The 14373-nt window shown below is 63.9% G+C and carries 14 protein-coding genes; 6 read left to right on the forward strand and 8 right to left on the reverse strand.

What is annotated here, in order from left to right; all coding sequences use genetic code 11:
- Window positions 1-72: 72 nt before the first annotated feature.
- The gene (locus QQL28_RS23920) at window positions 73-1110 is read left to right on the forward strand and encodes an aspartate-semialdehyde dehydrogenase (RefSeq protein WP_284269225.1); all 1038 of its coding nucleotides are present in this window, start codon (window positions 73-75) and stop codon (window positions 1108-1110) included.
- A gap of 130 nt (window positions 1111-1240) precedes the next feature.
- On the opposite strand, the gene queA is transcribed toward QQL28_RS23920, so the two are convergent.
- The 5 genes from queA to coaD form a co-directional block, all read right to left on the reverse strand.
- Window positions 1241-2314 carry a tRNA preQ1(34) S-adenosylmethionine ribosyltransferase-isomerase QueA gene (gene queA, locus QQL28_RS23925; RefSeq protein ID WP_284269227.1) on the reverse strand — a complete coding sequence of 358 codons (1074 nt, stop codon included), beginning with the start codon at window positions 2312-2314 and terminating at the stop codon, window positions 1241-1243.
- Between the two features lie 141 nt (window positions 2315-2455).
- Window positions 2456-2920, reverse strand: a complete 465-nt coding sequence (locus tag QQL28_RS23930; protein ID WP_284269229.1) for a peptidylprolyl isomerase — start codon at window positions 2918-2920, stop codon at window positions 2456-2458.
- Complete coding sequence (locus QQL28_RS23935; protein WP_284269231.1) at window positions 2917-3348, reverse strand: hypothetical protein; 432 nt, start codon at window positions 3346-3348, stop codon at window positions 2917-2919. Before QQL28_RS23935 ends, QQL28_RS23930 begins: the two co-directional genes overlap by 4 nt.
- A gap of 8 nt (window positions 3349-3356) precedes the next feature.
- The gene (locus QQL28_RS23940; protein WP_284269233.1) at window positions 3357-3932 is read right to left on the reverse strand and encodes a peptidylprolyl isomerase; all 576 of its coding nucleotides are present in this window, start codon (window positions 3930-3932) and stop codon (window positions 3357-3359) included.
- Between the two features lie 36 nt (window positions 3933-3968).
- Complete coding sequence (gene coaD / locus QQL28_RS23945) at window positions 3969-4466, reverse strand: pantetheine-phosphate adenylyltransferase (protein ID WP_284269234.1); 498 nt, start codon at window positions 4464-4466, stop codon at window positions 3969-3971.
- 252 nt (window positions 4467-4718) lie between these two features.
- On the opposite strand from coaD, the gene QQL28_RS23950 reads away from it, so the two are divergent.
- Together QQL28_RS23950 and QQL28_RS23955 are read left to right on the forward strand one after the other, a co-directional pair.
- Window positions 4719-4976, forward strand: coding sequence for a hypothetical protein (locus QQL28_RS23950; protein ID WP_284269235.1), 258 nt, complete (start codon window positions 4719-4721; stop codon window positions 4974-4976).
- 190 nt (window positions 4977-5166) lie between these two features.
- Window positions 5167-7020, forward strand: coding sequence for a potassium transporter Kup (locus QQL28_RS23955; protein WP_284269429.1), 1854 nt, complete (start codon window positions 5167-5169; stop codon window positions 7018-7020).
- Between the two features lie 151 nt (window positions 7021-7171).
- Here QQL28_RS23955 and gyrA read toward each other — a convergent pair whose 3' ends face one another.
- The 3 genes from gyrA to QQL28_RS23970 all read right to left on the reverse strand — a co-directional run bounded on the left by gyrA (window position 7172) and on the right by QQL28_RS23970 (window position 11162).
- Complete coding sequence (gene gyrA / locus QQL28_RS23960) at window positions 7172-9907, reverse strand: DNA gyrase subunit A (protein WP_284269236.1); 2736 nt, start codon at window positions 9905-9907, stop codon at window positions 7172-7174.
- 169 nt (window positions 9908-10076) lie between these two features.
- The gene (locus QQL28_RS23965; protein WP_284269237.1) at window positions 10077-10475 is read right to left on the reverse strand and encodes a DUF2306 domain-containing protein; all 399 of its coding nucleotides are present in this window, start codon (window positions 10473-10475) and stop codon (window positions 10077-10079) included.
- Between the two features lie 195 nt (window positions 10476-10670).
- Window positions 10671-11162: a single-stranded DNA-binding protein gene (locus QQL28_RS23970; RefSeq protein ID WP_284269238.1), complete on the reverse strand. Its 492-nt coding sequence runs from the start codon at window positions 11160-11162 to the stop codon at window positions 10671-10673.
- Window positions 11163-11609: 447 nt separating this feature from the next.
- Between QQL28_RS23970 and QQL28_RS23975 the strand changes: the two genes are divergently transcribed.
- The 3 genes from QQL28_RS23975 to QQL28_RS23985 all read left to right on the forward strand — a co-directional run bounded on the left by QQL28_RS23975 (window position 11610) and on the right by QQL28_RS23985 (window position 14350).
- Window positions 11610-12368, forward strand: coding sequence for an outer membrane protein (locus QQL28_RS23975; RefSeq protein WP_284269239.1), 759 nt, complete (start codon window positions 11610-11612; stop codon window positions 12366-12368).
- A gap of 242 nt (window positions 12369-12610) precedes the next feature.
- Window positions 12611-13369, forward strand: coding sequence for an outer membrane protein (locus QQL28_RS23980; protein ID WP_284269240.1), 759 nt, complete (start codon window positions 12611-12613; stop codon window positions 13367-13369).
- Window positions 13370-13561: 192 nt separating this feature from the next.
- Entirely contained in the window at window positions 13562-14350 is a 789-nt protein-coding gene (locus QQL28_RS23985; RefSeq protein WP_284269241.1) for an outer membrane protein, read from the forward strand.
- Window positions 14351-14373: the final 23 nt, after the last annotated feature.

The raw sequence follows: 14373 nt of genomic DNA on the forward strand, positions 1-14373 counted from the left end.
GTCGACTTTACGCATCAGCTCAACCGAAGCCCCGCCCTCGTGGTCCGGGGCTTTTTTGTTGTCTATAGCTCAATGGAGGAGAATGTGAGTAACGATCCCGTCGTCGCGATTGTCGGCGTCACCGGTGCGGTGGGCGCCGAATTCATCGCCACCATGGACAAGCGTGGCTTCCGCGTCGGCAAGCTGAAGGCGCTGGCCAGCGCCCGCTCCGCCGGCAAGACGGTGTCGTTCCGCGGCCAGCCGGTCGTCATCGAGGAGCTGGGCGAGCACTCCTTCGATGGCGTCGACATCGCGCTGTTCTCCGCCGGCGGCGGCATCTCGAAGAAGTACGCGCCGATCGCGGTGAAGGCCGGCGCCGTCGTCGTCGACAACTCCTCCGCCTTCCGCATGGATCCGAACGTTCCGCTGGTGATCCCCGAGATCAACGCAAACCGCATCAGGGATCACAAGGGCATCATCGCCAACCCGAACTGCGCGGCGATCACCGCGTTGGTGCCGTTGTGGCCGATCCACCAGAAGAACCGCATCAAGCGCGTGATCATCTCGACCTATCAGGCCGCCAGCGGCGCCGGTGCTGCCGCGATGGAGGAGCTCGTCGAATCCACTCGCGCCAATCTCAACGGGCAGGTCTTTACGCCGAAGGTGATGCCGCACCCCTACGCCTTCAACCTGTTCAACCACAACACCACTGTCGATCCCGAGACCGGCTACAACGACGAGGAGACCAAGGTCATCAAGGAGACCCGCAAGATCTTCGAGGACGAGAAGATCGCCGTCGGCGTCACCTGCGTGCGCGTGCCGGTGCTGCGCGCCCATTGCGAGGCCATCACCTTCGAATGCGAGAAGCCGATCACCGAGGACCAGGTCCGCGCAATCATGGCCCAGGCGCCCGGCGTGAAGGTCGTCGACGACCGCGCCAAGAACTACTTCCCGATGCCGATCGACGCCTCGGGCCAGGACGACGTCCTCGTCGGCCGAATCCGCAAGGACCTCAGCGATCCCTCAGGGCATTCGATCTCGATGTTCGTGGCGGCGGATCAGCTCCTGAAGGGCGCCGCGCTCAACGCCGTGCAGATCGCGGAGCTCTTGCCGCAGCGTGTGATGGCTTAAGTTGTCGATTACCCTCGTGCACCGGACGCAGCGCAGCACAAAGTGATGCGCTGCTGAGCCGGGACCCAGCTAGGCCCCGGCTCAGCGGTGCATCGCTTACGCGCTGCACCGCGTCCGGGACACGAGAGCTTCACCGGCTCGCCCGAAACAGCAGGCACGCATCGCCATACGAATAGAACCGATAACCCTGCGCGATCGCGTGCGCGTAGGCGGCCTTCATCGTCTCCAGCCCCGAGAACGCCGACACCAGCATGAACAGCGTCGAGCGGGGCAGATGGAAATTGGTCAGCAAGATATCGACCGCGCGGAAGCGATAGCCGGGCGTGATGAAGATCGCGGTGTCGGCTGCGAACGGCTGGATGGTGCCGTCCTCGTCAGCGGCGCTTTCCAGGAGCCGCAGCGAGGTGGTACCAACAGCGATGATGCGGCCGCCGTTGCGGCGCGCCGCGTTCAGTGTTGCCGCCGTCTCGGTCGAGATCGTCCCCCATTCGGCGTGCATCTTGTGGCCTTCGGTGTCGTCCACCTTCACCGGCAGAAACGTTCCGGCACCGACGTGCAGCGTGACGCTGACGATGCCGACGCCGCGCGCGCGTAGCGCCTGCTCCAGCGCCGGCGTGAAATGCAGGCCGGCTGTCGGCGCGGCGACGGCGCCCTCGTTGGCTGCGAACATGGTCTGGTAGTCGGCCAGGTCCTGCTCGTCCGGCGTACGTTTTGAGGCGATGTAGGGCGGCAGCGGCGGGCTGCCGAGATCAGCGATCGCCTGGTCCAGCGTCGGCCCGTGGAATGAGAAGGCCAGCGTCACCTCGCCTTCCGCGCCCTTGGCCTCGACCTCGGCATCGAGATGGCCGAGCAGGCAGACCTTGCCTTCATTGCCGAAGCGGATGCGATCCCCCGCGACCAGCTTCTTCGCCGGCTTCACCAGCGCCCGCCAGCGCGAGGCATCGAGCCGCTTGATCAGCGTCGCCTCGATCTTCGGCTCGGTCTCCCGGCCGATGCGGCGCCCCCTCAGCTGCGCCGCGATCACCTTGGTGTCGTTGACGACGAGCTGGTCGCCCGGCTTCAGCCATTGCGGCAGGTCGGAGACGATTTGGTCGCGCAGCGAGCCGCCCTCGACGACCAGCATCTTCGCGGAGTCGCGCGGATGCGCCGGGCGCAACGCGATGCGCTCGGGCGGAAGATCGAAGTTGAAGAGATCGGTGCGCATTAAGCTCAGCGACGTACAGCCAGCCCCTCATCCTGAGGAGCGCGGAACGCGCGTCTCGAAGGATGAAGGCCCCCGCTGCTACAGCTCGGCCTTCATGGTTCGAGACGGCGCTACGCGCCTCCTCACCATGAGGAGAGGCACTTACTCCTTGTCCGCCGCCATGCGCGCCTTGACGATCTTGTCGGGATTCATCACGGGCTCGCCGCGCTTGATCTTGTCGACATTCTCCATGCCCGCGGTGACCTTGCCCCACACGGTATACTGGTTGTCGAGGAAGCGGGCGTCGTCGAAGCAGATGAAGAACTGGCTGTCGCCGGAATCGGGGCTGGCGGCGCGGGCCATCGAGGCGGTGCCGCGCACATGCGGCTCCTTGTTGAACTCGGCCTTCAGCTTCTTGCCGGAGCCGCCGGTGCCGGTGCCGTGCGGGCAGCCGGTCTGCGCCATGAAGCCGTCGATCACGCGATGGAACACGATGCCGTCGTAAAAGCCCTCGCGGACCAGCTCCTTGATGCGGGCGACGTGGCCCGGCGCGAGGTCGGGCCGCATCTCGATGGTGACGGGGCCCTGCGTGGTTTCGAGGATCAAGGTATTTTCGGTGACGCTCATGCTTTTCTCTCTTGGGTTGGGGGTGAAGTCTTCCGGCCGTGGAACTGGACCGCGAATGGACGCCCCGCAGCGGCGCCGGCCATCGCATCGGTAAATGGCATCGGCGTACAGCGTTGCAATGCCTCCATCACCGCGACCCGGTACTGCAGCCGGTCATTGTCGGTCGCGTCCTTGGACTCGTAGGTAATCCGCGGATGGCCCAAAATCTCTCCGGCGCGGTTAAAGCTCACGACGACGGTGATGTCGATGGGGCGAGCTTTGCCGGGTGGTGGCGGCTTCCAGCACGTCCGCAGCCGCGCGAAGAGGTCTTGAATGGTGTTGACCTCCTCGACCTGTGCCGGCGCACCGGTGATGCCGAGCGGCACACCGGTGATGCCGAGCAGGAGCACCGCGGCAGCTACGAGGAGCTTTTCGCCGCGGCGCGTCATCGCCTCTCCTATTTGATGTCGGAGGCGACCTGCACCTTCACCATCTTGTCGGGATCGGTGACGGTGCCGCTGCCCGAGCCGGGGGGCGCCTTCTTCAGCTTGTCGACGACGTCCATGCCCTGCACGACCTCGCCGATCACGGTGTAGTTGTTGTCGAGGCTGCCGCCGTCCGCGAACATGATGAAGAACTGCGAATTGGCGCTGTCGACGCTGTCGCCGCGGCGGGCCATGCCGACGATGCCGCGGGCGAAATGCACCTTGGAGAATTCCTGCTTCAGGTTCGGATATTTCGAGCCGCCGGTGCCGTTGCCGTTCTGGCCGTCGCCGGTCTGCGCCATGAAGCCGTCCATCACGCGGTGAAACGGCACGTTGTTATAGAAGCCCTCGCGCGCAAGCTGCTTCAGCCGCTCGGCATGCTGGGGCGCCAGATCGGTACGCAGCTTGATGACGATGCGGCCCTTGGTGGTGTCGATGACGAGCGCGTTGGCCTTGTCGAGGCCCGCCGGCAGGGTCTGAGCGACCGCAGGGGCGATGCCGATCAGCGCGGCAAAAATCGTGGCAAGGATTGCGAGACGACGGATCATGAAAACTCCGGATCAGATGAGATGAGACGCGCGCCGTTAGCCGGCGAATTTTGCCTTGAGCTGGCTTGCGACGAGCGGCGGCACGAACGCCGAGACATCTCCGCCCATGGCGGCGATCTGGCGCACCAGTGTGGCGGTGATCGGGCGGACCATCGGCGAGGCCGGCAGGAAGACGGTGTGCACCTCCGGCGCCATGGCCTCGTTCATGCCGGCAAGCTGCATCTCGTAGTCGAGGTCGGTGCCGTCGCGAAGACCCCTGATCATGATGGTCGCGCCATGCTTGCGCGCCGCGCTCACGGTCAGGTCGTCGAAGGTCGTGGCTTCGAAGGCGCAGCCGGCCTGGGCGGCGATCGGCCCGCAGACGTCGTCGAGCATCTTCAGCCGCTCCTCGGTCGAGAACAGCGGCTTCTTGCCGGGGTGAACGCCAAGCGCCACGACCAGCCGGTCGCACAGGGGAACGGCATGCCGGACCACGTCCAGATGGCCGTTGGTGATGGGATCGAAGGAACCCGGATAAAAGGCGATACGCGGCATGACCTCCTCCTACCGCGCAACGCCTTGGCCGGCAAGCCAGCCAGGTTCCCTGCCCGTTTTTCGCGAGAACCTTGTCGGAATCCCCTCAATTGTTTCGTCCTGAGGGCAGCGACGAAACAAAACGGATGGCGAACGAAACCATTTTCCGCATCGGCGAAGATGTCCGGAAACTGGCCATGGTTAGTAATCCACCCAACGAAATGACGGGCCGCAGCGAAATGGGCGCAGCGGCCGCATCACAGGGGACCGTCTATGATCAAGGCTCTTTCAGCGATCACTCTGGCTGCGTGCGTTGCGGCAGCTCTGACCATCCTGCCCGGCTTTGCGCCGACCGTCGAAGCCAGCGTGCCGCAGCCGCTGGCCAAGGGTGACCGGCTGGATATCCGCGTCATCGGCAAGGATTGCTCGCAGCAGGCGTGGCCGAACTTCGAAGCCTCCTGCCTGCGACGCGCCGGCACCAAGGCGAACGTCCGTGAGGCGCGCCTGGTGACCGCCGACCGGACCCCGTAGGCTAGGCTGCCTATTCCGGCGTCACTCGACGTCATACAAACCCCATGGAATTTTGCGACGTCTCGTCGCAGACTGAGCTGACGACCGCGCCCCCGGATTGACGGGCGGGCGCGTCGCCATCAGGGGGTTGCCATTGTCCAGTACGCCTGCTGTCGCTACCGGCCACCATCCCGATCCGCTGCCGATTGCCATGACCATGGGCGCCCTCGGGGTCGTCTATGGCGATATCGGGACCAGCCCCCTCTACGCCCTTAAGGAAGCCGCCAAGGCAGCCGCCCATGGCGGGACGGTAACCCCAGAGGCCGTGCTCGGCGTTGCGTCCCTCATCCTGTGGGCGCTGCTGCTGATCATCTCGCTGAAATACGCGCTGCTGATCCTGCGCGCGGACAACCGCGGCGAAGGCGGCATCGTGGCGCTACTGGCATTGCTGCATGCTCGTCACGCCCAGCCGGGCACCTGGCGCGCGCATCTCCTGGTAGTCGGCCTCGTCGGTGCCGCCCTGCTCTATGGCGACGGCGCGATCACGCCGGCGATTTCGGTCCTGAGCGCCATCGAAGGCCTGAAAGTGGATGCGCCGTCGCTCGCGCCGGCGGTAGTCCCCATCACGATCGCCATCCTGATCGGCCTTTTCATGATGCAGAAGCAGGGCACCGGCTTCATCGGCCGGATCTTCGGTCCCGTCATGCTGGCCTGGTTCGGCGTGCTCGCCGCGCTCGGCATCCACGGCATCGTCAAGGCGCCGGCGGTGCTTGCTGCGCTGAGCCCGCTCTATGCCTTCGAATTCCTGATCCACCAGGATTTCCACGTCTCCTTTGCGATCCTCGGCGCTGCCTTCCTGGCGGTGACCGGCGGCGAGGCGATGTATGCCGACATGGGGCATTTCGGGCGCTTGCCGATCCGGCTCGCCTGGTTCGCCATCTGCCTGCCGGCCCTGGTGCTCAACTATTTCGGCCAGGCGGCGCTCCTGATCACCGATCCCAGCCAGATCGACAATCCCTTCTTCCAGCTCTGCCCGGACTGGCTGCACTATCCGATGGTCGCCTTCTCCGCGATCGCGACCGTGATCGCCTCACAGGCGATCATCTCGGGCGTGTTCTCGCTGACCCAGCAATCGATTCAGCTCGGCTTCCTGCCGCGCATGCAGATCCGCCACACCCAGAGCGAAGCGATCGGGCAGATCTATGTGCCGCTGGTGAACTGGCTGCTCGCCGCCGCGACCCTCGGGGCAGTCCTCGCCTTCGGCACGTCGGATGCGCTCGCCGGCGCCTACGGCATCGCAGTGTCGCTGTTGATGGCGATCACCACGCTGCTCGCCGCGCTGGTCGCGATCCAGTGGGGCTATTCGCCGTGGCTGGTGGTCGCGGTGAATGGCTTCTTCTTCGTGATCGACGTGATCTTCTTCTCGGCCAATTCGATCAAGCTGTTCGAGGGCGGCTGGTTTCCGCTGCTGCTCGCCGGCTTCGTCGCCTTCCTGATGCTGACCTGGCGTGGCGGCGTCAAGCTCGTCGAGCGCGCCCGCGCGAAGCTTCGCCAGCCGGAGGAAGATCTGATCGAGACCGCCGTCAACAAATGCCGCGCCAGGCTTCCCGGCACCGCCGTCTATCTGGCCTCGGCGCCGAAAGGCGTGCCGCTGGCGCTGACGCAATTCGTCAAGCACAACCGCGTCCTGCATGAACGCCTGCTGCTCGTCACCGTGCTGATCGAGGAGGTGCCGCACGTCCCCGACGAGGAGCGCGCCGAGGTGATCGAGATCATCCCGGCGATCACGCGCGTGATCCTGCATTACGGCTTCATGCAGAACCCGACCATCTATGAGGGGCTGAAGCTCGCCTGCCGGCAGGGCAAGCTGCCGGGCATCGACCTCTCCGACATCACCTATTACGTCGGCCGCGAGACGATCATCCCGAGCGAGGATATTCCCGGCATGTGGGTCTGGCGGGAGTCGCTGTTCGCGTTCCTGCAACGCAATGCCGAGCGCTCGGCCGCGTTCTTTGGCGTGCCGACCGGGCAAGTGGTGGAGTTCGGCACGGAGCTGGAGATTTAGCGAGTGGCGAATAGCGAATGGAGCGACGCACCCCATTCGCCACTATTAAAGCGCGATGAGATTAGGATGAATCGTCATCGCGCTTTAGGTTATTGTTTGCGCATGATATTTTCGGAAGAACCGCTTCACACTTTTCCGGATCATGCTCTAGCTATTCGCCATTCGCACCGTTGCCGTTCTCCGCCTCTTCCGTGATGTGCTCGACCGAGACCACATGCTCGTCCTCGGCGGTGTCGAACACGATCACGCCCTGCGTCGAGCGGCCGGCGATGCGGATGCCTTCGACCGGGCAGCGGATCAGCTGCCCCTTGTCGGTCACCAGCATGATCTGGTCGGCCTCTTCCACCGGGAAGGACGCCACCAGATTGCCGTTGCGGTTGTTGACGCTCATCGCAACGATGCCTTTGCCGCCGCGGCCCGTGGTGCGGTACTCGTAGGACGAGGTCCGCTTGCCATAGCCGTTGACGGAGACGGTCAGCACCACCTGCTCGGCCGCCGACATCTCGACATAGCGCTCCTGCGGAATCTGGAAGCTGCCGGAGGTCTCCTCGGCCTCGGCGTCCGCTGCAGCCTCATCAGCCGCACCTTCGCCCGCGACCGCGCGGCGCATCTTCAGGTAAGCCGAACGTTCGTCAGAGGTCGTCTCGACATGGCGCAGGATCGCCAGCGAAATCACCTTGTCGGCCTCCGCGAGCGCGATGCCGCGCACGCCCATCGAGGTGCGCCCGGTGAACACGCGCACGTCGGTGACGGGGAAGCGGATGCACTGGCCGCCGGCGGCGGTCAGCAGCACGTCGTCGCGCTCGGTGCAGATCTGCACGTCGACGATCGCTTCATTGTCGTCGAGCTTCATCGCGATGATGCCGGAACGGCGGACGTCGACGAAGTCGGAGAGCTTGTTGCGCCGGACATTGCCGCCGGTGGTGGCGAACATCACGTCGAGCTGGCCCCAGGTCGATTCATCCTCGGGCAGCGGCATGATGGTGGTGATGCGCTCGCCCTGCTCCAGCGGCAGTATGTTGATCAGCGCCTTGCCGCGCGCATTCGGCGCGGCCATCGGCAGCCGCCAGACCTTTTCCTTGTAGACCTGGCCACGCGAGGAGAAGAACAGCACCGGCGTATGCGTGGAGGCCACGAACAGGCGGCTGACGAAATCCTCGTCGCGGGTCTGCATGCCGGCACGGCCCTTGCCGCCGCGGCGCTGTGCCCGATAGGCCGACAGCGGCACGCGCTTGACGTAGCCGGCATGCGACACGGTGACAACCATGTCCTCGCGCTGGATCAGGTCCTCGTCCTCGACCTCGCCCTCCTGCTCCATGATCACGGTGCGGCGCGGGGTAGCGAACTCCGCCTTCACCTCGGCGAGCTCGGTCTTGACAATGTCCAGGACGCGGGCCCGCGATCGCAGGATGTCGAGATAATCGCCGATCTCGCCGGCGAGCTTGTCGAGCTCTTCGCGAATCTCGTCACGGCCGAGCGCGGTGAGACGCTGCAAGCGCAGGTCGAGAATGGCCCTGGCCTGCTCCATCGATAGCCGGATCGTGCCGTCCTCGCTGATGCGGTGGCGCGGATCGTCGATCAGCGTAAGCATGTCCTCGACGTCCCGCGCCGGCCAGTCGCGCGACATCAGCGTGTCACGCGCGGTGGTCGGATCCGGTGAGGTGCGGATCACGCGAATCATCTCGTCGATATTGGCGACCGCGATTGCCAGACCGACCAGGATATGCGCGCGATCGCGCGCCTTGGCGAGCAGGAACTTGGTGCGCCGCGTGACGACCCGCTCACGGAAGTCGACGAAGATGGCCAGCAGGTCCTTCAGATTCATGGTCTGCGGCCGGCCGCTGTCGAGCGCCACCATGTTGACGCCGAAGCTCGACTGCAATGGCGTGAATCTGTAGAGCTGGTTCAGTACCACGTCGGGCACGGCGTCGCGTTTCAATTCGATGACGACGCGGTAGCCTTCGCGGTCCGATTCATCGCGCAGATCGCCGATGCCCTCGATCTTCTTTTCCTTGACCAGTTCGGCGATGCGCTCGACCATGGTCGCCTTGTTCACCTGATAGGGAATCTCGGTGATGATGAGCGCCTCGCGCTCCTTGCGGATGGTTTCGACAGTGACCTTGCCGCGCATGACGATCGAGCCGCGGCCGAGGTGATAACCGGCGCGAATGCCTTGGCGTCCGAGAATGACGCCGCCGGTCGGAAAATCCGGTCCCGGCACGATGTTCATGAGTTCATCGATGGTCAGCGCGGGGTTGTCGATCAACGCGACGCAGGCATCGACCACCTCGCCGAGATTGTGCGGCGGGATATTGGTCGCCATGCCGACCGCGATGCCGCCCGCGCCATTGACGAGGAGGTTCGGGAACTTGGCCGGAAGGACCGACGGCTCCGTCTCGTTGTTGTCGTAGTTCGGCTGGAAGTCGACGGTGTCCTTGTCGATATCGGCCAGTAGAGCCAGCGCCGCCTTCGTCAGCCGCGCTTCGGTGTAACGATAGGCGGCCGGGGGATCGCCATCGACCGAGCCGAAATTGCCCTGGCCATCGATCAGCGGCACGCGCATCGAGAAGTCCTGCGCCATCCGGACCATGGCGTCGTAGATCGACTGGTCGCCGTGCGGATGATATTTACCGATCACGTCGCCGACCACGCGCGCCGACTTGACGTACTTCTTGTCCGGCGTGTGCCCCTGCTCGTTCATCGAGAACAGGATGCGGCGATGCACCGGCTTCAAGCCGTCGCGCGCATCGGGCAGCGCGCGCGCCACGATCACGCTCATGGCGTAATCGAGGTAGGACTTCTTCATCTCGTCGAGGATCGAGATCGGGCGAATGTCCGAAGGATGCTCCGGCTTGTCGCCGGGCGTGTCGTTATCGTCGTCAGCCAAGGGGGAATCCGGTGAGTTCTTGTCCGGGAATCATATAGCGCATCGAGGGTCTGATAACCACCCTCGCAAGGCCTGCGGGAAGCGCTTTTTCCGCTTATTTTTCCAACGACTTACGGCTTCTGCGAAGCTTCGTTTGGGGAGGCTGGAACGGGCACGCAGGAACCCTGTCTCACGAGCCGAAAATCACGTGATGCATGATCCGGCCCGGCAGCAGCGTGAACAGCCCCGCGACCACCAGCGCGCCGATGAACATCAAGATCATTATGCGCCGGTGATCGGCGACGCGATGGGTGTGCGCCCGCCACACCGCGAGCGGCAGCATAACGAGCGTGAAGATCGACAAGAGATGGATCGGACCGAACGGCCCGACCAGCCGGATCTGGTGGATCCAGAATGACGACGCGGCCACGATGGCCATCAGCGCCACCCAGATCCAGCCGATGGTCCGGTGCGGCAGCGTGCCCTTGGGGGCGGCGAGCTGCACGACGCCGAGCACGAAGGCGGCCATCGCCGCAAAGGCGTGGAGCGGGATGGCTGGCGCAGCGTTAAGCAGCGGCGCGAGGGTCATGGCCGACGTTCCCCGGTGCTTGCGCGGGCGTATCCGGCGCAGCAATGTAAATCGCATTAACATGAAGTTAATAGCATTCACATCGCCAAGCGTCCAATCCCTTGAGGCGCAACATCAGCCGAGCCCGCAAGCGGCAAGCCTCACCAGCCGGTTGATCGGAAATGCTGTCGTTCTACGCGAAGGCTCGCGACGTCCTCAGAACGGGATGTCGTCGTCCATGTCGCTGTTGCGGCCACCGCCCGCGGCAACGGCACGGCGCGGCGCGCTGCTCACGGGGCTGCTGGAGCCGAAGTCGCCGCCCGGCTCCTCGCCGAAGCTGCCGCCTCCCCCGCCGCCACGACCATCGAGCATGGTGAGGGTTGAGTTGAAGCCCTGAAGCACCACCTCGGTGGAGTACTTCTCCACACCGCTCTGGTCGGTCCATTTGCGGGTTTGGAGCGCACCCTCGACGTAAATCTTGGCGCCCTTCTTCAGGTACTGTTCGGCAACCTTGCAGAGCCCTTCATTGAAGATCACGACGCGGTGCCACTCCGTCTTTTCCTTGCGCTCACCGGTCGCCTTGTCGCGCCAGGTCTCCGAGGTCGCGACACTCAAATTCGCGATCGGCCGCCCGTCTTGGGTGCGGCGAATCTCCGGATCCTTGCCGAGGTTGCCGACCAGAATGACCTTGTTGACGCTTCCCGCCATCGCCGCTCTCCACTCGCAAACTGCGAAATTGTTCGAAAAAGCCGGAGCCGCGCCAAAACCGCTCGCTGCCGCTTGCTGAGGGACCCTATACGCTCGCGCACGTCGCCGAGCCCGCAGTCCCGCAGGTTATCCCCATATATAGCACCGCGCTCCGCAGCGTTCCAGCTTTGTTCCTGCACGGCGGTGACGGGGTACGCCCGCAACATGAGGTTGCATGTCCAGGAAATCATCGGAACCGCATGGAACTTTTCCGGGTTCCCGCGAATGGGAAATAATGCTTAACATTCATTACCTTAGTACCGATTCAGTTCGCTGCCGACTGTTGCTTTTGGGAGACGGACTCTGCCGACAAATCGGACTAGGTTCGCCGCGACATCAATTCATTGGGCGTCGCGCCTGATTGACCGCTTCGGGGACCAGAGAAGCGGCAAAGCCGGAGGGACAGAAATGAAAAAGATTTTGGTGGGAGCCATTGGTGCAGTTGCGTTGAGCCTGTCGGCTCCGGCGAGCGCGGCGGATCTCGCCGCACGTCCGTACGTGAAGGCTCCGCCCCCGGCGATCGCCGCGGTGTACGACTGGAGCGGCTTCTACATCGGCATCAACGGCGGCGGCGGCTCGGCCCACAAATGCTGGGACTTCGTGGACAGCACCGGCGTTCCCGGCAGTCTCGTGGGTGAAGGCTGCCACAATGCGACCGGGGGCACGGTCGGTGGCCAGATCGGCTATCGCTGGCAGTCGGGCCAGTGGGTGTTTGGTGCGGAGGGCCAAGGCAACTGGGCCGACTTCCGTGGCGACAACACCAGCGCCGTCTTCCCGACGGACCGCAACCGTTCGCGCATCGACGCCTTCGGCCTGATCACCGGCCAGGTCGGTTATGCCTGGAACAACGTGCTGTTCTATGTGAAGGGCGGCGCTGCGGTTGTCGGCGACAAGTATGACTTCTTCGACATTCCGACAGGCGCGCTGCTGGCTTCGGCCAACGAGACCCGTTGGGGCGGCACGGTCGGCGCCGGCCTCGAATTCGGCTTTGCGCCGAACTGGTCGGTGGGCGTCGAGTACAACCACCTCTTCCTCGGCCACCGCACGATCGGCTTCACGACGCCGGGTGGCATCGCGGCTGGAAGCGACCGAATCAGCCAGGACGTCGACATGGGCCTCGTCCGCCTGAACTATCGCTGGGGCGGCCCGCTGATCGCGAAGTACTGATCTCCGCCAAGCTCTTCCTGTCGAAAAGGCCGGCCTCGCGCCGGCCTTTTTGCTGCGCGGGTACAGCCGGCGTGAATAGGTCAGCCATACTCACACGTTTTCCGCGTGGTGTGGCATCTCGGGTACACAACTTGCGGCTTCACTGGTGTAGACACGACATCAGTTGGACCACGGCGCGTCCGATGTCCTTCCCGCGCACGGAAGGCAAAAACAGAAACTGTGACCTGGGATTAATTTTGAAAATGAAGAAGGTTTTGTTGGCTTCGGCCAGTTTGTTCGCACTCAGCGCGTTCGCTCCGGCCATGGCTGCCGACCTGGCGGCCCGCCCCTACACCAAGGCACCCGTTGCTGCAGTTGCCGTCTATGACTGGACCGGCTTCTACCTCGGCCTCAACGCAGGTGGCGGCTCGAGCCACAATTGCTGGGATCTGATCAATGTCGGCGGCGTCCCCGGCGGTCCGGTGGCTGAAGGCTGCCACAACGCGACCGGCGGCATGGTCGGTGGCCAGGTCGGCTATCGCTGGCAGGCCACGAACTGGGTGTTCGGCCTCGAAGCCCAGGGCGACTGGGCTGATCTCAAGGGATCGAACACGAGCCTGGCGTTGGGCGGCATCGGCGCGAACAACACCAAGATCGACGCGATCGGCCTGTTCACCGGTCAGGTCGGTTACGCTTGGAGCAGCGTGCTCTGGTACGTGAAGGGCGGCGCGGCCGTCACCCACAACAAGTACCGCGGCACCTTCGTCGGAACCGACACCGAGTTCGACAGCGCCAGCGAAACGCGCTGGGGCGCGGCGGTCGGCACCGGAATCGAGTTCGGCTTTGCGCCGAACTGGTCGGTGGCGATCGAGTACGACCACCTGTTCATGGACAAGCGGGACGTCACCTTCCCTGCGACCGCATTTGCAGCCTCCCGCATCGACACCATCAAGCAGGATGTCGACATGGCCACGGTACGCGTGAACTACCGCTTCGGTGGCCCGGTGATCGCGAAGTACTAAGCTTCGACAGACGATCAATTCTCGACGGAAAGGCCGGCCTTCGCGCCGGCCTTTTTGTTTGTGGCGGGATAGACCTATTTCCGCATCGCATTAAGCAGTTCCAGTCTCGCAACCCTGTGGCCTTGGGGTGACAGACGGACGCAGCCACATGTCGTAGTTTCGGTCGAACACAACTTGGGACTGGAGACTAAATTGAAGAAGATCCTGCTTGCCGCGATCGGCGCAATTTCGATGACCGTTTCGGCTTCGGCAGCGGATTTGGCGGCGCGCCCCTACGTCAAGGCGCCAGTGGCGCCTGCGCCGATCTATAACTGGGCTGGTCTTTATATCGGTCTGAACGGCGGTGGCGCGTCGAGCCACAATTGCTGGGATATCAACGGCCTCGACTTCATCCTCAGCGGTACCATTTTTCCGATCTCACCCGCCGTGAGCGAAGGTTGCCACAACGCCACCGGTGGGCTGGCAGGCGGCCAGATTGGTTACCGCTGGCAAGCATCGAATTGGGTGTTTGGCTTGGAAGCCCAGGGCGATTGGGCGAACCTGAAGGGCTCCAATGCGAGCCCGTTCTTCGCCGCCCTTGGCGGTTGGACGAACCAGACCAAGATTGACGCGATTGGACTGTTCACAGGTCAGGTCGGTTACGCCTGGAACAACGTTCTTTGGTACGTGAAGGGTGGCGCTGCGCTGACCCACGACAAGTACAACGGCATCTTCAACCCAACCGGACTCACGATTGACCAGGCAAGCGAAACCCGCTGGGGCGGCGCGGTCGGAACAGGGCTCGAATTTGGCTTCGCGCCCGGCTGGTCGGTTGCCATCGAATACGATCATCTGTTCATGGGCAGCCGCACCATCGGCTTGGCGACGACCACTGTTCTTCCCGGCACCGTCTTCCGCACCGACAATATCAGACAGGACGTCGATATGGGCACCGTTCGCCTGAACTACACCTTCGGCGGCCCGGTGGTCGCGAAGTACTGAGCTTCGGCAGACGATCAATTCTC

This window comes from Bradyrhizobium iriomotense (assembly GCF_030160715.1).
In the GTDB taxonomy this organism is placed as follows: Bacteria; Pseudomonadota; Alphaproteobacteria; order Rhizobiales; family Xanthobacteraceae; genus Bradyrhizobium; species Bradyrhizobium iriomotense.